Source organism: Streptomyces sp. NPDC059957 (genome assembly GCF_042730015.1).
GTDB lineage: Bacteria > Actinomycetota > Actinomycetes > Streptomycetales > Streptomycetaceae > Streptomyces.
The window spans coordinates 53323-71625 of sequence record NZ_JBHWMB010000045.1 but is presented as its reverse complement, the minus strand read 5'-3'; the positions used below and the strand labels follow the sequence as shown (position 1 = coordinate 71625).

Below are 18303 nucleotides of genomic sequence, written 5' to 3'. Positions count from 1 at the left end.
GGTGTCGTCCGGGACGTAAAACGTGATGTGTTGGCGCGAAACAAGGCCTCACGGGACGCAGCACGCACAGGGCGCCATAAATCATGAGTCCCGGACGACACCCCACCCCGTCCCCGGCACCGGCCCCGCAGCCCCCGCTACTTCTCCGTGACACCCGCCGAGTCGAACGTGGCCACCTCGTGCATCGCGCGCGCAGCGCTCTGCACCAGCGGCAGCGCCAGCAGCGCGCCCGTGCCCTCGCCGAGGCGGAGGTCCAGGTCGACCAGCGGGCGCAGGCCGAGCTTGTTCAGGGCGGCCACGTGGCCGGGCTCCGCGCTGCGGTGTCCCGCGATGCACGCGGACAGCGACTCCGGCGCGATGGCCCGGGCCACCAGCGCGGCCGCACCGGCGCTGACGCCGTCCAGGATCACCGGCGTGCGCAGGGAGGCGCCTCCCAGGAGGAGGCCCACGATCGCCGCGTGCTCCAGGCCTCCGATGGCCGCCAGGACGCCGATCGGGTCCGCCGGGTCCGGCTGGTGGAGTTCCAGCGCGCGGCGCACGACCTCGACCTTGCGGGCGTGCGTCTCGTCGTTGATGCCCGTGCCCCGGCCGGTGACCTCGCCCGGGTCCACCCCGGTGAAGACCGAGATCAGCGCCGCCGACACCGTGGTGTTGGCGATGCCCATCTCTCCCGTGAGGAGAGCCTTGTTACCCGCCGCGACCAGGTCGCGGGCCGTCTCGATGCCCACCTCGATGGCCGCGACGGCCTCCTCGCGGGTCATCGCAGGGCCGACCGACAGGTCGGCCGTGCCCGGGCGGACCTTGCGCGGGAGCAGCCCCGGCGTGGCCGGGAGGTCGCCGGCGACGCCGACGTCGATCACGCAGACCTCCGCGCCCACCTGGTTGGCGAACGCGTTGCACACCGCGCCGCCGCCCAGGAAGTTGGCCACCATCTGCATGGTGACCTCCTGGGGCCACGGGGTGACCCCCTGGGCGTGCACGCCGTGGTCACCCGCGAAGATCGCCACCGCGGCGGGCTCCGGGATCGGCGGCGGGCAGACCCGCGAGAGGCCGGACAGCTGGGCCGAGATGATTTCGAGCATGCCCAGGGCCCCTGCGGGCTTGGTCATGCGCTTCTGCCGCTCCCACGCCTCGCCGAGCGCCTTCGCGTCGAGCGGACGGATGCTGGCGACGGTCTCGGAGAGCAGGTCGTGCGGCTCCTCGCCGGGCAGCGCGCGGCGCCCGTACGTCTCCTCGTGGACGACCCAGGCGAGGGGCCGCCGCTGCGACCAGCCGGCCTGCGCGAGCTCGGGCTCGTCGGGGAACTCGTCCACGTACCCGACGCACAGGTAGGCGACGACCTCCAGGTGCTCGGGGAGGCCGAGCTCGCGGACCATCTCGCGCTCGTCGAAGAAGCTGACCCAGCCGACGCCGAGGCCCTCGGCACGCGCCGCGAGCCAGAGGTTCTCCACGGCGAGGGCCGAGGAGTACGGGGCCATCTGCGGCTGGGTGTGCCGGCCCAGGGTGTGGCGGCCGCCCCGGGTCGGGTCGGCGGTGACCACGATGTTCACCGGGGTGTCGAGGATGGCCTCGATCTTGAGTTCCTTGAACTGCTTGGCGCGGCCCTTGGGCAGCGACTTCGCATAGGCCTCGCGCTGGCGCTCGGCGAGTTCGTGCATCGTCCGGCGGGTCTCGGCGGACTTGATGACGACGAAGTCCCACGGCTGGGAGTGGCCGACGCTGGGAGCGGTGTGGGCCGCCTCCAGGACGCGCAGCAGCACCTCGTGCGGGATGGGGTCGCGGCGGAAGCCCTTGCGGATGTCACGGCGCTCACGCATGACGCGCAGGACGGCCTCGCGCTCGGCGTCGGCGTATCCGGGGGCCGCCTCGGTGAAGGGAGCCTCGGCTTCGGCTTCGGCTTCGGCTTCGGCTTCGGGCACGGCTTCCGGCTCGGGCTGCTGCTCGATTCCGGCCTCGGGGGCCTGTCCGGCCTCCAGCGGTACGTCGGCCTGCGCCACGGCGACCGGCTCGGGGACCACGACGGCCGCGGGCTCGGGCAGGGGCTCCGGCTCCTCGGCCTGAACCACCGTTTCTGCGGGCTGCGGCTCGGGCTCCACGACCGGCGCGGGCTCCGGCTCGACGGCGACGACGGCGTCAGCCACGGCCACGGGCTCGGCCACGGGCTCGGGTTCGAGTACCGCGACGGGCTCGGACGCCGGTACGACGGTGGGCTCGGGCTCGGCAAAGACGACGGGCTCCGGCGCGTGCTCCACGAGAACCGGCTCGGCCACGGGGGCCACGGCGACCGGCACCGGCGCGGGCTCCGCCACGGGCACGGACTCCGGCTCGGGCACGAGGACCGCCTCGGGCTGAGCGAAGGCAACGGGCGCCTCGACGGACTCCGCGACGGGCTCGTCCACGGGCTCCCCGACGGGCTGCGCCGAGGCTTCCGGAGCCGGCTCCGCGGTCCACGGCGTCCCGGCCTGGACCGGGATCTCGACCGGCTGCTGCGCCGGACCCGGCACGTGCTCGACCTCGGCCTGCGTGAAGTCCAGGTACTCGGGCCCCGTGGTCGGCGGCCCGGACTGGCGCACCGGGACGGGCGTCGCCGGGGTGCTCAGGCCCGGGGCGGCGGGCACGGAAGCGGCGGGCTCGGAGGCGGAGGGCACGGAGGCGACCGGGACGGGAACGGGCGTGGCCGGCGTCAGCGGGGCCTGGGCCTGCCCGGGGGCGCCGGTGGGCGCCGGCGCCGCGGCCGGGCCGCGGTCCGCGAGGGACCGTACGACTCCGCCGGTGGCCTCGGGCACGGGCGGGCCCATGTGCAGCGGCCGCCGCACCGGGGCCGCCGCGACGGGGGCCGCCTGGGACTGGGGCTGGGACATGGGCTGCGGGGCAACGAGGCCACCGAGGTCCAGCGCGCCGGAATCCCGGCCGCCGGCCTCGTGCGCACCGCCCCCGTAGGAGGCGTCAGGGTAGGAGACGTCGGCGAAGGACGGCTGCCCCGCGAACGCCTGGCCATCGAACGGCTGGCCATCGAACGGCTGCTGCGGGTAGCCGGCGGGCTCGTAGCCGAGCGGCGCCTCGGGGACCGGAAGCTGGGCCGGGTGGGGCTGCTGGTACTCGGGGGCCCCGCCGAAGTCGGCGTACGGGGCGTCCGCGTACGCGGAGGGCTCGGGGAAGTCGGGGAAGGCGGGCACCGGCGGGACGACCTGGGGGTCGCTCCACGCGCCCTGGTTGCTCGGCATCAGCAGCAGTTCCTCGTCCTCCGGCTCGGCCGGGTTGTCCACGAGGTCCTGGAAGGCGTAGTTCCCGGTCGCCGGGGAAGACATGGGAACCGGGGCGGGGACGCCCTGCTGATCCACCATGCCCGTGCTGTCCGGGAGACCCTCGCCCGGAACCTGGCCGGTGTCAGTCATGCGTACCCCTCGCCCATCGGTGTTGCCTCTTCGACTGCCCGGTCGCCCACGAGGCCTCACGTACGGCCGCACGACAACCAGTAAGTATTGTCCTGCCCGTTCGTCACCGTGTCGGCCATAACCGCCACGGTCCTCTGTGGACTGCGCCACGTCGCGCGTCCAGCCGGAGCCGCATGCCCGAATCGTCCGGGCGGTGCGACGATCGGCCAGCCTACCCCGGGCTCGCGGCTAGGGACGGTCCGGGCGGTTAACAGGGCGTTCGGCGGCCAGCAGGAACACCACGGAGCGCCGTTGTTCGGTCCACGTACGGGTGTCCAGGGCGACGGACTGGAGCAGCGCGCACTCGACGGCGTACCCGCCCTCGGTCAGGACCCGGCCGATGGCCTCCGCCTCGTCGCGCGTGGAGGCGTGGCTGACGATCCGTTCGGGACGCCGGTCGGCGACGGCGGCGACCACCGCGGCCCCGCCGCCGCCGACGCGGACGACGTCGGGTTCGGGCAGGGTCTCCAGGACGTGCGGGGCGCGGCCGTTGACGACCTGGAGCTGTACACCCCGGGCGCGGGCGGCGGTGGTTGTGCGTTCGCAAGCGTGTCGGTCGGCGTCGACGGCGATGACGGCGGCGCCGAGGGCGGCGGCGTCCACGGCGAGGGCTCCGGAGCCTGAGCCGATGTCCCAGACGAGGTCCCCGGTGCGCGGGCCGAGCCGGGCGAGCTGGGCCGCGCGCAGCTGCGTGCCCTCTCCTTCTCCTACGTCGATCTGCGGGCGGGCCCAGCCGCGTCCGGCGGCCGGGGCCGCGCTCCGGCCGAGCAGCCAGGCCGGTTCGGTGGCGGCCGCGGCCGGTCCCGTACCGCCGATGACGATGACCACGTTGGGGTCGCGCCAGCTGTGGTCGGCGGCCTTGTCGGAGGTGAGGACGGTGACCTGCTCCTTGTCGGTGCCGAGTTCCTCGCAGATGACGAAGGTGCGGTGGACGCCTTCGAGCAGCAGGGCGAGTTCGGCGGGACCGGCGCCGGGCGAGGTGATGACGGCGACCTTGGAGTGGGCGCGGCAGACGTTGACGGCTCGGCGCAGGGTGCGGCGGTGGGCGACGACGACCTGGGCGTCGTCCCAGGGCATCCCGGCGCGGGCGAAGGCGGCGGCGACTGCGGAGACGGCGGGTACGACCTCCACTTCCAGGCCGTGTTCCGGGGCGCGCAGGGCTCGTACGACTCCGAAGAAGCCGGGGTCCCCGTCGGCGAGGACGACGGCGGTGCCGCGGTGGCCGGCGATCCGCGTGGCCGCGATGGCCAGGCTGCCCAGGCGCACGCGCTCGGCGGCGGGCGGGACTTCGGGGAGTGCGAGGTGGTGGGCGGCGCCGGCCACCAGGGTGGCGGCGGAGAGCGCGGACCGGGCTGCCGCGGTCAGGGGGGAGCCGTCCCAGCCGATCACCGTGACCCGGTCGGCCATCGTCGTCAGTCTCCTGATGTGGGAGGGGGCCCTTCGCGGCGGTGGCCGGGTCAGGGCGAGGCTTCGTCGAGGGGGGGCGGGCTTGGTGAGACTACCCGGTCATCCGGTCAGTTCCGGTCCGAGAAGACGGCGTAGCCGTTCGCGTCGTTCGAGGTGGTGGGGTGGATCCGGTAGCCGTCGCGCGCCTCGTCGCGGGGGTCCGCGTAGCCCGCGGAGTAACCGTCCCCGTAGACGACGGAGTAGCCGTCCCCGTAGCCGTCGGCATAGTCGGAGTAGTCGTCGGCGTCCTCGTCCAGGTCCTCGGGGACCAGGCCCCAGACGATGAGGTCGCTGCGGGTGTCGGCCCAGGAGCCGTCGGGGTTCTGGGTGCGCACTATGCAGGCGTTGCGCAGGACGCCTTCACTGATGCAACCGGTCTTCTGGGCCACTTGCTGGGAGGCCGTGTTGTCGGCGGCCGTGCGCAGTTCGAGGCGTTCGAAGCGCTGGTCGGTGAAGAGCCAGCGGGCCACGGCGCGGACGGACTCGCTGGCGTATCCCTCGCCGCGGGCCCAGGGGGCGGTGACGTAGCCGACCTCGGTGGTGCGGGTCCGCCAGTCGGTGTCCTGCAGGTGGACGATGCCGACGAGCCGCTGGGTGAGGAACTCGGTGACGGCGAAGACGATGCCGCGGCCCTCGGTGCGCTCCGTGTGGGCGGTCCGGGTGGCCCAGGTGACCGCGTCTGCGTAGGTGTAGGGGTGCGGGACGGAGGTCCAGGCGGTGACCTGTTCGTCGTTCATCATCTCGGCGAGCGCGGTGACGTCTTCTTCCTCGAAGGGGCGCAGCACCAGCCGGTCCGTGCTGATGGTGACGTCCGGGAAGGTGGTAGTCATGCGCAGCTCCAAGCCTGAGACCGTGGTGCGACCGTGGTGCGAGGCGACCGTGGCGCGGGTCCGTGTCTACGGATCGCAGCCGCGGGTCGTAGGCCACAGCATGCAGCATCGGCCTGGTGATGTGCAGGGCCGGGCTGCCCGGAAGCGGGCAGCGCCCGGCCCCGTACACCGGAGGGCGTACGGGGCCGGGCGGGCGGGCCGGATCGGTCCGGCCGGTGGCTCCGGCCTGATCTAGGCGGCCGGCTTGCCGAAGGCCGGGATGACCGAGCCCTCGTACTTGTCGTCGATGAACTTCTTGACCTCGGGGGAGTTCAGGAGCTTGGCGAGCTTCTGGATCCGCGGGTCGTTCTCGTTGCCCTTCTTGACCGCGAGGATGTTGGCGTAGGGGTTGCCCTCGGCCTTCTCCAGGACGAGCGCGTCCTTGGCCGGGACGAGCTTGGCCTCGATGGCGTAGTTGCCGTTGATGACGGCGGCGTCCACGTCGTTCAGGGCGCGCGGGACCGTGGCGGCCTCCAGCTCCTTGAACTCGAGGCCCTTCTTGTCGGTGATGTCGGACAGCTTGGCGGCGGTGCCGACACCCTCCTTGAGGGTGATGAGGTTGTTCGCGGCGAGCAGCTGGAGCGCGCGGCCCTCGTTGGTGGGGTCGTTGGGGACGGCGATGGTCTGGCCGGCCTTGATGTCGGTGAGGGCCTTGGCCTTCTTGGAGTACAGGCCCAGGGGCTCCAGGTGCACGTTCACGACGGGCACGATGTCGGTGCCGTTCTTCTTGTTGAAGTCGTCGAGGTAGGGCACGTGCTGGAAGTAGTTGGCGTCGACCTGGCCCTGCTGGGTGGCGGTGTTCGGCAGGACGTAGTCCGTGAACTCCTTCACCTCCAGCTTGAGGCCGTCCTTGGCCGCGAGGTTGTCCTGGACGAACTTCAGGATGTCGGCGTGCGGGGACGGGGACGCCGCGACGACCAGGGGCTTGCTCTCGTCGGTCTTGCCGCCGCCGGCCTTGGTGGAGGACGGGTCGGAGGAGCTGCCGCAGGCGGTGAGGCCGAGGGCGAGCGCCGAGACGGTGGCGGCGAGGGCGGTGAGCTTGATGTTCTTGCGCACGAAGAGTGCCTTTCTTGCGTCTTGCTGTTGGATGACGGCCCAAGCACGACAAGTGCGGGCTTTCGGGGGAAAAGTTTGTGTCTCTCCGGCTCGGGCCCGGTTCAGGCTGTCCGACCGCGCCGGGCGAGGAGGCGTACCACGCCGTCGCCGATGAGCTGGATCACCGTGACGAGCACGATCAGCACCACGACGGTGGCGATCATGAAGCCGGTTTCGAAGCGCTGGAAGCCATACGTGATGGCCTTGGAGCCGAGGCCTTCGCCGCCGACGGCGCCGGCCATGGCCGAGTAGCCGATCAGGGTGATCACGGTGGTGGTGACGGCCGCGATCAGCGAGGGCAGCGCCTGCGGGAGGAGCACCTTGCCGACCAGGGTCGGGATGCCGCCGCCCATGGACTCGACGGCTTCGACCAGGCCGTGGTCCACTTCGCGGACGGCGGTCTCGACGAGCCGGGCGAAGAAGGGGATGGCGCCGATGGCGAGCGGGACGATCATGGCGGTGGGGCCGATGAAGGTGCCGACGATCGCCGTGGTGACCGGGATCAGGAAGATCAGCAGGATGATGAACGGCAGCGAGCGGCCCATGTTCACGATCACGCCGAGGATCTTGTTGACCGCACGGTTCTGGAGCAGGCCGCCCTTGTCGGTGAGGACGAGCAGGATGCCGATGGGCAGTCCGCCGAGGACGGTCACCAGGGCGGACCACAACACCATGTAGAGGGTGTCGAAGGTGCCCTGGGTGAGCAGCGGCTGCATTTCGGACCAGGTCACTTCGCACCATCCTTGACCAGCTGGGCCAGTTCGTCGTCGGCGTCGGTGAACTGCCCGTCCGCCTCCACGACGTCCACCTGCAGGCCCTGCTCGCGCAGGAAGCCGACGGGTACGACGTTGTCCTCGTAGCGGCCGGGCAGCTCGATGCGCATGCGGCCGATCTGGCGGCCCGCGACGGTGTCCATCGCGGCGCCGAGGATCGATATGTCGATGTTGTAGGTCCGGGCCAGCTGGGAGATGACCGGCTGGGTCGCGGTCTCGCCGTGGAAGGTGACGTCGATGACCGTGTGCTCCGCGGTGGTCGCGGACCCGGTCAGCGGGAACAGTTCGTGGGCGAGCTCGGAGCCGGGGGTGGCCAGCAGCTCGGTGACCTTGCCGGCCTCGACGATCCGGCCCTGGCGCATGAGGGCGGCCGAGTCGCAGACCGACTTGACCACGTCCATCTCGTGCGTGATGAGCAGGACCGTCAGGCCCAGTTGGCGGTTGAGGTCGCGCAGCAGCTGGAGGATCTGGCGAGTGGTCTCGGGGTCCAGGGCGCTGGTGGCCTCGTCGGAGAGCAGCACCTTGGGGTCGCCGGCCAGGGCGCGGGCGATGCCGACGCGCTGCTTCTGGCCGCCGGAGAGCTGGCCGGGGTAGGACTTGGCCTTGTCGGCGAGGCCGACGAGGTCGAGCAGTTCGGCGGCCTTGCGGGAGCGCTCGCGGCCGGATATCCCGAGGATCTCCAGGGGCAGTTCGATGTTGCCCTGCACGGTGCGCGAGGACAGCAGGTTGAAGTGCTGGAAGACCATGCCGATGCGGCTGCGGGCCTCGCGGAGCTCCTTGCCGGCGCGGCGGCCCCGGCCGGCGAGGGCGGTGAGGTCGACCCCGTCGACGGACACGGTGCCGGTGGTGGGGCGCTCCAGCAGGTTCACGCAGCGGATCAGGGAGGACTTTCCGGCGCCGCTCTGGCCGATGACTCCGTAGACCTCGCCCTGGCGGACGTGCAGGTCGACGCCGTCCAGGGCGGTGACCTCTCGGCCACGGGACTGGTAGACCTTCGTGAGGCCCGATGTGGTGATCACAGGATTTCCGTCGCTGTCGAGTGCGCGGCGCAGCGGGTGCCGGGCACGGGGCAAACATCTGGGACGCGATACGGGTCGAACCATCGGAAATCGACGGCTTCGGCGCATGCGCGGGGCAGGAGCGGTCCGGGTTCACACGGGGGTGCCGGGAGCAGCTCGGCCGGTCTCGCTTCGGGGCGTGAGACCTGGGGCAGGGGCCCTCAGAAGGCGCGCATTCGACACATACAACGAGCACCGGGCGTCATAGTCGCCTCGGTCGCAAGGGTGCGGCTGCTCGTCGTGGTCATGGGCCCCAGTAAACCAGACGTTCCCCGTCACCGATCAAAGGCGTCCGAATAGCGGACGGATTTCGGCCGCATAGCGGACAACACCGGTCAGGGCCGATCGTCCGTCTCGATCGTCACGCCATCGGCTCCGACCAGCACGGACACGGCCGAGAGGTCCCGTACGACCACGTCCGCGTCGAGTTCGGCTGCCGGGTGCGTTGTGGTCAAGGCCACGGTCGTCATCCCGGCGGCGCGGCCCGCGGCCAGGCCGGCGGGGGCGTCCTCGAAGACCGCGCAGCGGGCCGGGTCCACGCCGAGCCGGGCGGCCGCCAGCAGGAAGGGCTCCGGGTCGGGCTTGCCGCGGGTGATGTCGTCGGCGGCCACCATCTCCGGGCCCCCCTCCTCCCCGACGGCAATGCCGACCTCCCGCAGCCGGGCCTCGGCCAGCGGCCGGGTCGCGGAGGTGACCACGGCCCAGCGCCCGGCGGGAAGGGCCGAGAGCAGCTCCTTGGTGCCGGGGAGCAGGACCACGCCGCCCGCCACGTCCTCGGTCTCCAGCACCTCGATCCGGGCGAGCGCCCCGGCCCGTACGGGCTCGGGCAGGAGGTCGGCGATGATCTCCGCGGCTGGGCGGCCGTGGAGTGCCACCGCGGCGAAGGCCTCCTCGGTGATCCCGTACTCCCGGGCCCAGCGGGTCCAGCAGCGGTGCACCGACTCCATCGAGGAGACGAGCGTGCCGTCGTTGTCGAACAGCAGCGCGTCGAATTGCGGGCCGAGCTTCCCGTGCAGCAGGTTCATGCTTTCCAGGAAAGCCCCGGGGCAGGGGTGAGCGCATCGGGTCTTTCGGCCCGTAATACCCTCGCTGCATGCTCGACGCCCTGACGCTCGCCATCGGCGTGGCCGCGCTCGCCCTCGCCGCCTGGTGCGGTTTCGCCGCCTCGCGGGACCAGCCGACCAAGGACTGGCATTTCATCGGCATGGCCGTGGTGACCGTACTGGTCCTGGCCCAGCTGGTGATCGGCCTGGTCCAGCTGGCCCGGGGCGAGGAGCCCGGCCAGGGCACGGTGCTCTTCCTGGCCTACCTGGTGGGAGCCTTCGCGACCATCCCGGCCGCGGGGCTGCTCTCGCTGAGCGAGCGGACCAAATGGGGTTCGGTGACGGTGGCCGCGGGAGCGGTCGTCCTCGCCGTGCTCGAAGTACGGCTCTACGACATCTGGGGAAACACCGGTGCCTGATACCCACACGGACGCCACGGCCACCGCCACCCCGCCCGGCGGGCGGGGGCGCCTTGTCACGGGGCCCGGGGTGCTGCTGGTCTGGTTCTACGGAGTGATCACCGTCGGCGCGGTCTCGCGCTCGATCTACCAGATCTCCACCGAGTTCGACCGGGCGCCGCTCGCGTACTCGCTGTCGGCGGCGGCCGCGCTGGTCTACGCCTTCATCACGTACTCGCTGGTGCGCGGCGGGGAGACGGCCCGCAAGGCGGCGCTGTTCTGCTGCGCCGCCGAGCTGACCGGCGTGCTCGTCGTGGGCGCCTGGACCTTGGCGCGGCCCGAGGCCTTCCCCGACGCGACCGTGTGGTCGGACTTCGGGATGGGCTACCTGTTCATCCCGGTGATCCTGCCGATCACCGGGATGCTCTGGCTCCGCGCGAAGCGCCGGCCTTCGGCGGCCGGGCGTTCGCGGCCGGGCGTCAGGCGCTGACCGCGAAGTCGGTGGCCTCCTTGGCCTCCTTCTCCAGGATCACCAGGCGGACGCCGTCGGACGCGGTGCGCCCGCCGACCTGGGTGTAGCCGGCCTTGCGGTAGAGCCGCAGGTTCGACTCGCTCTTGTGGCCGGTGTGCAGCCGGAAGCGGGTGGTCGCGTCGTTGCCGGACAGGGCCGCCTCGACCGCGCCCAGCAGCCGGGCGCCGAGGCCGTGGCCCTGGAGCCGGGGGTGCACGCAGAGCTTGGCGATCTTGCCGGTGCCCTCTTCGTCGACGGTGCCGCGCACGGCTCCGACGATCTCCTCGCCGAGCCGGGCCACCAGGACGGTGTCCGAGGCCAGCTCGGCCTTGAGGGAGTCCAGGGACTGGGTGAGCGGCTGGATGCGGTAGTTGCCGTACAGCTCGGCCTCGCTCTGGAACGCCAGATACTGCAGCTTGATGATCTGCTCGGCATCCTCGGCAGTTGCCGCCGAAATGGTCACGCTCATGCCCATGTGCGCATGCCTCCCGCTCACCTGGTGGCCTGTTGGTCTACCGCTCCATTCCCCGCAGGGCGGGAGCCGCAACCTCTACGGCCAGCATTCTGCGCAGACATCCCAGGCATCGGGAACGGACGGGCCCCAAACTTCCTTGTGAGATACCCAACTCTCCTGCGATTTCACGGTAGGTGAGGTCCCTGGGCGAAAGAAGTGCCCTCATGAGCTCCGGACACCTTCCGGGCAATCGGGCGACCGCCGATCGGAGGGCCCGGTTCTCCTCGCCGTGCAGGAGTGCGTCTTCCGGTTCCACACCCGTACTGGTACGGGTGCCCGCGCCGGACCCGCCGTCCGCCGAGTGCTGGCGGTGGCCGTACGGGACTTCGTGCCGGGCCCGGCGCCGCGCCCGGCGGGCCTCCCCGCGCACCGCCCGGCGCAGCCAGTCGGCGGGTTCGGCGGGAATGCGGCGGTGCTCCAGCAGCCTGACCCAGACGGCTTGTTCCAGGTCGGCGGCGTCCACCCCGGTGCCCGCGGTCTCGGCGGCCGCTTCGGCCGAGAGCAGCGGACGGAGCGTTTCGAACAGGTCGGGGAGATCAGCCTTCAGCAGGTCCATGCCGGGCGGGACGCGAAGGCCGTGCCGGGCGGTTTCCCCGCCGGGCACGGCCCACTCGTACGAGAAGCTCCGGTCGGGCGTTGACGCCTGGGCCGAAAGAGACGACCTAGCCGTTGACCGCGCGGCCCGGGCGGAACGCCTCCGCCGCGAGCAGCCCGGTGTCGGGGTGGTCGGTGAAGATGCCGTCGATGCCCTGCTCGAAGTAGGCCTTGAAGGCGCCGAAGGCGTCCCCGTAGGCCGAAGGGTCGGCGCCCTTGCGGTAGTCGGCCGGCAGGAAGTTGTTCTCGTTGCGCGCGGTGTAGGGGTGCAGGATCAGCCCCCGCGCGTGGGCGTCCGCGACCAGGGTGGTCGGGGCCCCGAGCTTGCCGGTGGCATCGCGCGGCAGGATCAGGTCCATGGTCGGGCCGATGCCCTGGGCGAAGCCGGCGATCCACCGCAGCCCCTCGGGCTTGACCAGGTCGGCGACCGTCCGGGGATCCTTGGCCAGCTCGAAGTCCCACGGGCGGGTGGCCGCCGCCGAGAGGAGCACCACGCGCGGGCTGGAGACCAGCCGGGAGAGCCGCTGGATGCTGGACGGTTCGAAGGACTGCAGGAAGAGCGGGGCGCCCCGGCCGTCGCGCCCGTAGCGGCGCAGCAGCTTGGCGAGGGGCTCCTCCAGGCCGAGGCCCAGGCCGCGGAAGTAGCTGGGGTGCTTGGTCTCCACGTGCAGCCACACGCGCTTCCCGCGCCGCCGGCCCTCGCGGTCCGCCCAGCGGAGCACCTCTTCGAAGGTGGGGACCTCCCAGCGGCCGTCGTAGAGCGTGTTGCGCTGCCGGAGGGCGGGGATGCGCTCCTTCGCACGCAGGGTCTTCAGCTCGGCGAGGGTGAAGTCCTCGGTGAACCAGCCCGTGACCGCGACCCCGTCGATCGTCTTGGTCGTCTTGCGGGACGCGAACCCGGGGTGGTCGGCGACGTCCGTCGTGCCGCCGATCTCGTTCTCGTGGCGGCACACCAGGTGGCCGTCCTTGGTGGGCACGAGGTCCTGTTCGACGACGTCGGCTCCGAGGTCCAGCGCGAGCTGGTAGGACCCGAGCGTGTGCTCGGGCCGGTAGCCGCTGGCTCCCCGGTGCCCGATGACCGTGGGCACCGGCAGGTCCCGGTATCCGCCGCCCTGGCCACCTCCCGCGCCTCCCCCGTGGCCGCTCTCCGCCGCCGCGGCCGAACCGCCGCCCGCGACGAGCCCGCCGAAGGCTCCGCCCGCCGCGACGACGGCCGCGCCCAGTACCGTGCGCCGCGCTGCCCCACCCTGTGTCATCAGTGCCACTCCCCCTCGGACAAGGGCCGGGCGTCCCGGGATCTCCGGGGCCTTCGGCCCGAATCCGCGTGCCGATGGTAGGCAAGCGCCGGTGTCGGGCAGGGGTGCGCGCGCGGAACATGGCGGAAACGTGCGTCAACACTGCGTATCCACCTCGTGAACCCGATGTGCGATCAGAGCGGACCCGCGAGTATCGTCCTCACCTGCACTACCGCCGAGCGTGGTGGGTGCGAGAACCTTGCTTTTCGATGCCGGAGGGCCCACGTTGTTCCGTACGCGCCTGATCAAAGCCACTGTCGGACCCGTCATGCGCCTGATGTTCCGCACCCGCGTCGAGGGCATCGAGAACATTCCGGGCACCGGGCCGGTGATCCTCGCGGGCAACCACCTCACCTTCATCGACTCGATGATCCTGCCGCTGGTGTGCGACCGCACGGTCCACTTCATCGGCAAGGACGAGTACGTCACCGGCAAGGGCATCAAGGGCCGGGCCATGGCCTGGTTCTTCACCGGAGCCGGCATGATCCCCGTGGACCGCGACGGGGCCAACGGCGGAGTCGCCGCCCTGATGACCGGCCGCAGGATCCTCGAAGAGGGCAAGATCTTCGGCATCTACCCCGAGGGCACCCGCTCCCCCGACGGCCGGCTCTACCGCGGCCGCACCGGCATCGCCCGCCTGACCCTGATGACCGGCGCGCCCGTCGTCCCCTTCGCGATGATCGGCACCGACAAGCTCCAGCCCGGCGGCGCCGGCATGCCGCGCCCGGGCCGGGTCACCGTCCGGTTCGGCGAGGCGATGGAGTTCTCCCGGTACGAGGGCATGGACCGCGACCGCTACGTGCTGCGCGCCGTCACCGACTCGGTGATGGCCGAGGTCATGCGCCTCTCCGGCCAGGAGTACGTGGACATGTACGCGACCAAGGCGAAGGCGGCCTGAAGCCTGCCTACTGCCGTTGCAGTGACCGGCTGACGCCCGCCGCGGTCGTCGTGGCGAGGACCCAGCCGGTCACGATCAGCAGGTACGACAGCCACTGGTACCAGCCGTCCGGCGCGAAGGGCGCCTCCTGCCCGAAGCCGATGATCGGCAGCATCAGGTCGATCGTGTAGAAGGCCGGGTTGAACTCCGGCGCCTCCCCCGGCTTCAGCTCCCGGGGCGGGTGGAGCCCGTAGGCGACGGTGCCCGTGATCAGCAGCGCCAGCAGCCAGCCCGCGGCGCGCAGCGGCCGGAACCCGTAGCCCACGGTGGCGTCCTGGAGCAGGCCCCAGACCCTGGCGGCCCGGGGCAGGGTGCGGCGGTGCCGGCGCAGTTTGGCGAGCAGGACGGTCCGCGCCGCCGCCTCGTCGCCCGCCGTCCGGTAGGCCGTGGCGAGCTGTTCGTAGGCGTGCGGAACGTAGCCCGACTCCTCGCGCTCCAGCACGGGCAGCCTCCGCTCGGCGGGAACGTGCGGGCTGAGGGCGCGGTAGGCGAGTCCCGCGATGCGGACCTGCGCCGGCCAGGTCTCGGGCTCGATGTGGAGCAGGTCGAACTGGGAGCGGCGCAGGTTCACGCCGCCCTGGACGGTCGGGCAGTTGCGCAGCCACACCTCGCCGGCGACACAGCTGGAGGCGCGCAGGGCGACCCCGCCGGGATTGATGAGGCGGGCGTAGGCGAGGTTGAGCTGGCCCGGTATCCGGGAGCCGGTGAGGTTGACCCGGCCGCGGGCCTCCAGCCGCATGGCGCGCAGGTCGGTGCCGACGTTGAGGATCTCGGCGTGCAGGGCGGTCCCGCCGGGGGCGAAGAGCCGGGCGTCGTCGAAGTTGATCTGGCCGCCGACGGTGGCTCCGTTGATGCGGGTCTGGCCGTGGACGGTGAGCTCCATGGCGATGACGTCGGTTCCGATGTCGGCGTGGTTGAACCGGAGCGCCGCCTCCTGGCCCTCCTCCGTCGGGCCCGCGATGCCGATGACCGCCTTCCGGAGGAAGAGTCCGCCCGCTATCCGGGCACCCGCGAGGCGAACCGGCCCGGTGATGCGGCAGCAGGACAGCTTGAGCGCGACTTCGACGCTGACGGTGTCCGCGGTGAGGCCGGGAAGGGTGGAGTCGTTGGCCACGAAGACCCGCAACTTGGCTCCGTAGAGCAGGGGCTTGCGTTCGAACCAGCAGGCCCGCAGCCGGATCGGGTGCTCCACGACGGCGTACTTGAGGTTCAGTTTGCCGGTGATCCGCGCACCCCGGACGTTGAGTCCGGCGACCTGCCCTTCGGCGGTGGGGCCGCCCAGCAGGAGCGCGGTGAGGACCTCGGCGCGCACGGTCCGTTCCGGCCCCCAGTCGGCGCCGCCGGAGCCGGTTTCCCCGGGTTCCTCGAGAAAGTCGACGCGCTCCCCGCGGGGGAAGGCGTCCCATACGCGGCGCTCCGCCGGGGTCAAGTCGTTGATCTCCATCGCCGGGATGGTGTCCCGCGCGTCGACGGACTGTCAACTCTGCGCAGGACACCACTCTCTGGCGCAGCGTCAGTGCTCGATGCCGTCCTGGAGCTCCTGCCCCTTGAGCAGGAACCAGGCGGCCACGGCGGTGGCCAGCAGGACGGCCGCGCCCACGCCGGAGGCCAGCCGCAGGCCGTCCACGAAGGCCTCCTGGGCCGCGCCGACCATCTGCTGGGCGGTCTGCGGGTCCAGCGACTTGGCCGCTTCGACGGCGCCGCCGAGGGATTCGTGGGCGGCGTCGGCGACGGGGCCGCTGACGGAGGCCGGGGCGGTGAAGTCCTGGTAGACGCCGGTGACGACCGAGCCGAGCAGGGCGATGCCGAGGGCGGCGCCCAGTTCGTAGGCGGTCTCGGAGACGGCCGAGGCGGAACCGGCCTGCTCCTTGGGGACGCTGGAGAGGATCACGTCGGCGGTGACGGTGAAGGAGAAGCCGGCGCCGAGGCCGACGATGAGCAGGGCCGCGCCGAGCAGCGGGTAGCCGGTCTCCTTGTGGATCACGGTCAGCGCGGCCAGCGCGATGCCGATGGCGGCGAGGCCTCCCGTCACGATGACCCGTACCCCGTACTTGCGGGCGTACTTGCCGGCGACCAGGCCGGTGACCACGGCGCCGATGGCGGCGGGCAGTTCGGCGAGGCCCGCTTCGAGCGGCTCGCGGCCCTGGACGAGCTGGAGGAACTGGGAGAGGAAGAAGACCAGTCCGGACAGGCCGAAGACGGTGAGCAGGTCGGCGAGGACCGCGCCGGAGAAGCCGCGGTGCTTGAACAGCCGCATGTCGAGGAGCGGGGCCGGCAGCGTGAACTGGCGGCGTACGAAGGTGTAGAGCGCGCCCGCTCCGATGACGGCGGCCGCCCACACCTCCCAGCCCAGGCCGTGGGTGGCGACCTGCTTGACGGCGTAGACCACGCCGATGATGCCGACGAGGGAGAGACCGACGCTGAACAGGTCCCAGGGGCCGGCGACCGGGTTCTTGGACTCGGGCAGCAGCTTGATGCCGACGATGACCAGGACGATCATCACGGGGAGGTTGATGAGGAAGACCGAGCCCCACCAGAAGTGCTGGAGCAGGGCTCCGCCGACGACGGGGCCGACGGCCGCGCCGGCCGAGGCGGTGGCGCCCCAGATGCCGATGGCGAGGCTGCGCTCCTTGGGGTCGTGGAAGATGTTGCGGATCAGCGCGAGGGTGGAGGGCATCAGGGTCGCGCCGGCCACGCCGAGCAGGGCCCGGGCGACGATCATCATCTCGGGGCTGGTGGCGTAGGCATTGAGGACCGAGACGGCTCCGAAGGCGGTCGCGCCGACGAGGAGGAGCTTCTTGCGGCCGATCCGGTCGCCGAGGGAGCCCATGGAGACGAGCAGGCCGGCGATGACGAAGGAGTAGATGTCGCCGATCCACAGGAGCTGGGTGCCCGAGGGCTTCAGGTCCTCGCTGAGGGCGGGCGTGGCGAGACCGAGTACGGTGGCGTCGACGGCGACCAGCAGGACGGCCAGGACGAGCACGGAGAGCGCGAGCCAGCGCCCGGGGCTCCGGCCCTCCGCCCCCTTGGTCCGGGTCAGCTGTTCGATACGGCTCATTTCTCCACACTCCGTCGTGCGCCACCGAGCAGCAACTCGGTGATCATGTACTGAAAGTCCTTGGCCGCGACCCGGCCGTCCATGACGGCCCAGGCGCAGGTGCCGATGAGCCCGTAGAGGGCCTCGGTGAGCCAGGCGGGGCTCAGGTCGATCCGGATGTCGCCCTCGCGCTGGCCGCGCCGGAAGAGCTCGCCGACGCGGGCGTCGAGGCGGGACCAGCCCTCGTTGACCTGATCTCCCTCGAAGAGCTGGTTCTCGGTGACGAGGAAGGCCAGCAGCTCGGCATTGGGCTCCGCTTCGGCGACGAGCCTGCGGAGCGCGTCGATCGCCGTGCCCTCGCCGAGGCGGGCGTTGTCGAAGGCCACCTCGAACTCCCGGATCCCGAGCTCTTCGAGCGCCCGTACGAGGGCGTCGCGCCCGGCGAAGTGCCGGTGGAGGGTCGCGCGGCCGATGCCGGCCGCCCTCGCGACCTCGTCCATCGTGGCGGTCGATTTGCGGGAGAGCAGGGCGGCGGCGGCGCGGAGCACCTGATCACGATCCATGGCCATGAGACAACCATAACCCGAATGAGACGTGGATGTCTCACTGAATAAATGAGGTGCCCCTCCGGGCGCCGGAAGGAATCCTGCCGTGATGAACCCGAAGCCCTTGCTGCTGATCGATGTGGACGGACCGCTGAACCCCTACGCGGCCAAGCCCCAGCGGCGCCCCGAGGGCTACCGCACCCACCGGATGCGCCCGACGGGCTGGACCGCGGCCGAGAGCGCGAAGCCGCTGCGGGTCTGGCTGAACCCCGGCCACGGCGAGGAGCTGCTCGCCCTCGCGGACGCGTACGAGCTGGTCTGGGCGACCACCTGGAAGGGCGAGGCGAACGAGTGGATAGGCCCGCACCTGGGGCTGCCGGAGCTCCCCTGGATCGACTGGCCGCAGATGCACGGGCGCGCACCTCGCGGGACGTTCTGGAAGACGCAGTACATCCTGGAGTACGCGGGCGAGCGCCCCTTCGCCTGGATCGACGACGACATCACGGACATGGACCGCGCCTACGTGGACGAGCGGCACCCCGCGCACGCGCTGCTGCTGCGGATCGACGAGCGGATCGGTCTGCTCCGGGCCGACTTCGACGCCCTGGCGGACTGGGCGGCGTAACGCCGGAGAGCGACCGGACACACCGGCGGGGGGGGGGGGGGACGAAGGGGGCAGGCTCCCCCCCCGGTGGCAACATTCGCTTTTTTTTTTCCCCCCCACATTCCTTCTTGCCCAATCTGTCCTTCCCTC

The 18303-nt window shown here is 71.7% G+C and carries 16 protein-coding genes and 1 pseudogene; 4 read left to right on the top strand and 13 right to left on the bottom strand.

What is annotated here, in order from left to right; genetic code table 11:
- Positions 1–137 precede the first annotated feature (137 nt).
- From cobT to ACFWBW_RS27095, 7 genes and pseudogenes are all read right to left on the bottom strand, one after another.
- Complete coding sequence (gene cobT / locus ACFWBW_RS27125; RefSeq protein ID WP_385377310.1) at positions 138–3395, bottom strand: nicotinate-nucleotide--dimethylbenzimidazole phosphoribosyltransferase; 3258 nt, start codon at positions 3393–3395, stop codon at positions 138–140.
- A 228-nt stretch (positions 3396–3623) separates the two neighbouring features.
- Positions 3624–4841 (bottom strand): precorrin-6y C5,15-methyltransferase (decarboxylating) subunit CbiE, encoded by a 1218-nt coding sequence (gene cbiE / locus ACFWBW_RS27120; protein ID WP_385377307.1) that lies wholly within the window; start codon positions 4839–4841, stop codon positions 3624–3626.
- A 251-nt stretch (positions 4842–5092) separates the two neighbouring features.
- Positions 5093–5710, bottom strand: a pseudogene (locus ACFWBW_RS27115) (GNAT family N-acetyltransferase); the annotation flags it as partial.
- Positions 5711–5941: 231 nt separating this feature from the next.
- Positions 5942–6805 (bottom strand): MetQ/NlpA family ABC transporter substrate-binding protein, encoded by an 864-nt coding sequence (locus tag ACFWBW_RS27110; RefSeq protein WP_385377304.1) that lies wholly within the window; start codon positions 6803–6805, stop codon positions 5942–5944.
- A 101-nt stretch (positions 6806–6906) separates the two neighbouring features.
- Positions 6907–7575 carry a methionine ABC transporter permease gene (locus ACFWBW_RS27105; protein ID WP_385377301.1) on the bottom strand — a complete coding sequence of 223 codons (669 nt, stop codon included), beginning with the start codon at positions 7573–7575 and terminating at the stop codon, positions 6907–6909.
- The gene (locus ACFWBW_RS27100; RefSeq protein ID WP_385377298.1) at positions 7572–8636 is read right to left on the bottom strand and encodes a methionine ABC transporter ATP-binding protein; all 1065 of its coding nucleotides are present in this window, start codon (positions 8634–8636) and stop codon (positions 7572–7574) included. Before ACFWBW_RS27100 ends, ACFWBW_RS27105 begins: the two co-directional genes overlap by 4 nt.
- Positions 8637–9010: 374 nt before the next feature.
- Positions 9011–9700, bottom strand: a complete 690-nt coding sequence (locus tag ACFWBW_RS27095; protein ID WP_385377295.1) for an HAD-IA family hydrolase — start codon at positions 9698–9700, stop codon at positions 9011–9013.
- Positions 9701–9768: 68 nt separating this feature from the next.
- On the opposite strand from ACFWBW_RS27095, the gene ACFWBW_RS27090 reads away from it, so the two are divergent.
- Both ACFWBW_RS27090 and ACFWBW_RS27085 read left to right on the top strand, forming a co-directional pair.
- The gene (locus ACFWBW_RS27090; protein ID WP_385377293.1) at positions 9769–10137 is read left to right on the top strand and encodes a hypothetical protein; all 369 of its coding nucleotides are present in this window, start codon (positions 9769–9771) and stop codon (positions 10135–10137) included.
- A complete protein-coding gene (locus ACFWBW_RS27085; protein ID WP_385377290.1) occupies positions 10130–10606 on the top strand; it encodes a hypothetical protein in 477 nt (158 codons plus the stop codon). Before ACFWBW_RS27090 ends, ACFWBW_RS27085 begins: the two co-directional genes overlap by 8 nt.
- Here ACFWBW_RS27085 and ACFWBW_RS27080 read toward each other — a convergent pair.
- The 3 genes from ACFWBW_RS27080 to ACFWBW_RS27070 all read right to left on the bottom strand — a co-directional run bounded on the left by ACFWBW_RS27080 (position 10596) and on the right by ACFWBW_RS27070 (position 12991).
- Positions 10596–11102, bottom strand: a complete 507-nt coding sequence (locus ACFWBW_RS27080; protein ID WP_385377287.1) for a GNAT family N-acetyltransferase — start codon at positions 11100–11102, stop codon at positions 10596–10598. The genes ACFWBW_RS27085 and ACFWBW_RS27080 overlap by 11 nt on opposite strands.
- Positions 11103–11139: 37 nt before the next feature.
- Complete coding sequence (locus ACFWBW_RS27075; RefSeq protein WP_385377324.1) at positions 11140–11697, bottom strand: sigma-70 family RNA polymerase sigma factor; 558 nt, start codon at positions 11695–11697, stop codon at positions 11140–11142.
- A gap of 106 nt (positions 11698–11803) precedes the next feature.
- Complete coding sequence (locus tag ACFWBW_RS27070; RefSeq protein WP_385377284.1) at positions 11804–12991, bottom strand: glycerophosphodiester phosphodiesterase; 1188 nt, start codon at positions 12989–12991, stop codon at positions 11804–11806.
- Positions 12992–13298: 307 nt separating this feature from the next.
- On the opposite strand from ACFWBW_RS27070, the gene ACFWBW_RS27065 reads away from it, so the two are divergent.
- Positions 13299–13928: a 1-acyl-sn-glycerol-3-phosphate acyltransferase gene (locus tag ACFWBW_RS27065; protein ID WP_250744673.1), complete on the top strand. Its 630-nt coding sequence runs from the start codon at positions 13299–13301 to the stop codon at positions 13926–13928.
- 7 nt (positions 13929–13935) lie between these two features.
- Here ACFWBW_RS27065 and ACFWBW_RS27060 read toward each other — a convergent pair whose 3' ends face one another.
- The 3 genes from ACFWBW_RS27060 to ACFWBW_RS27050 form a co-directional block, all read right to left on the bottom strand.
- A complete protein-coding gene (locus ACFWBW_RS27060) occupies positions 13936–15411 on the bottom strand; it encodes a membrane-associated oxidoreductase (RefSeq protein ID WP_385377281.1) in 1476 nt (491 codons plus the stop codon).
- Positions 15412–15480: 69 nt separating this feature from the next.
- Complete coding sequence (locus ACFWBW_RS27055; protein ID WP_385377278.1) at positions 15481–17025, bottom strand: MFS transporter; 1545 nt, start codon at positions 17023–17025, stop codon at positions 15481–15483.
- The gene (locus ACFWBW_RS27050; RefSeq protein WP_385377275.1) at positions 17022–17573 is read right to left on the bottom strand and encodes a TetR/AcrR family transcriptional regulator; all 552 of its coding nucleotides are present in this window, start codon (positions 17571–17573) and stop codon (positions 17022–17024) included. Before ACFWBW_RS27050 ends, ACFWBW_RS27055 begins: the two co-directional genes overlap by 4 nt.
- Positions 17574–17658: 85 nt before the next feature.
- On the opposite strand from ACFWBW_RS27050, the gene ACFWBW_RS27045 reads away from it, so the two are divergent.
- Positions 17659–18174: an HAD domain-containing protein gene (locus tag ACFWBW_RS27045; RefSeq protein ID WP_385377272.1), complete on the top strand. Its 516-nt coding sequence runs from the start codon at positions 17659–17661 to the stop codon at positions 18172–18174.
- The last annotated feature ends 129 nt before the right edge of the window (positions 18175–18303 follow it).

Coding starts and splice junctions, on each gene's coding strand:
- ACFWBW_RS27095 (WP_385377295.1), bottom strand. CDS start 9,700: ATGAACCTGCTGCACGGGAAGCTCGGCCCGCAATTCGACGCGCTGCTG.
- ACFWBW_RS27075 (WP_385377324.1), bottom strand. CDS start 11,697: ATGGACCTGCTGAAGGCTGATCTCCCCGACCTGTTCGAAACGCTCCGT.
- ACFWBW_RS27090 (WP_385377293.1), top strand. CDS start 9,769: ATGCTCGACGCCCTGACGCTCGCCATCGGCGTGGCCGCGCTCGCCCTC.
- ACFWBW_RS27060 (WP_385377281.1), bottom strand. CDS start 15,411: ATGGAGATCAACGACTTGACCCCGGCGGAGCGCCGCGTATGGGACGCC.
- cbiE (WP_385377307.1), bottom strand. CDS start 4,841: ATGGCCGACCGGGTCACGGTGATCGGCTGGGACGGCTCCCCCCTGACC.
- ACFWBW_RS27070 (WP_385377284.1), bottom strand. CDS start 12,991: ATGACACAGGGTGGGGCAGCGCGGCGCACGGTACTGGGCGCGGCCGTC.
- ACFWBW_RS27055 (WP_385377278.1), bottom strand. CDS start 17,025: ATGAGCCGTATCGAACAGCTGACCCGGACCAAGGGGGCGGAGGGCCGG.
- cobT (WP_385377310.1), bottom strand. CDS start 3,395: ATGACTGACACCGGCCAGGTTCCGGGCGAGGGTCTCCCGGACAGCACG.
- ACFWBW_RS27045 (WP_385377272.1), top strand. CDS start 17,659: ATGAACCCGAAGCCCTTGCTGCTGATCGATGTGGACGGACCGCTGAAC.
- ACFWBW_RS27080 (WP_385377287.1), bottom strand. CDS start 11,102: ATGGGCATGAGCGTGACCATTTCGGCGGCAACTGCCGAGGATGCCGAG.
- ACFWBW_RS27050 (WP_385377275.1), bottom strand. CDS start 17,573: ATGGCCATGGATCGTGATCAGGTGCTCCGCGCCGCCGCCGCCCTGCTC.
- ACFWBW_RS27065 (WP_250744673.1), top strand. CDS start 13,299: ATGCGCCTGATGTTCCGCACCCGCGTCGAGGGCATCGAGAACATTCCG.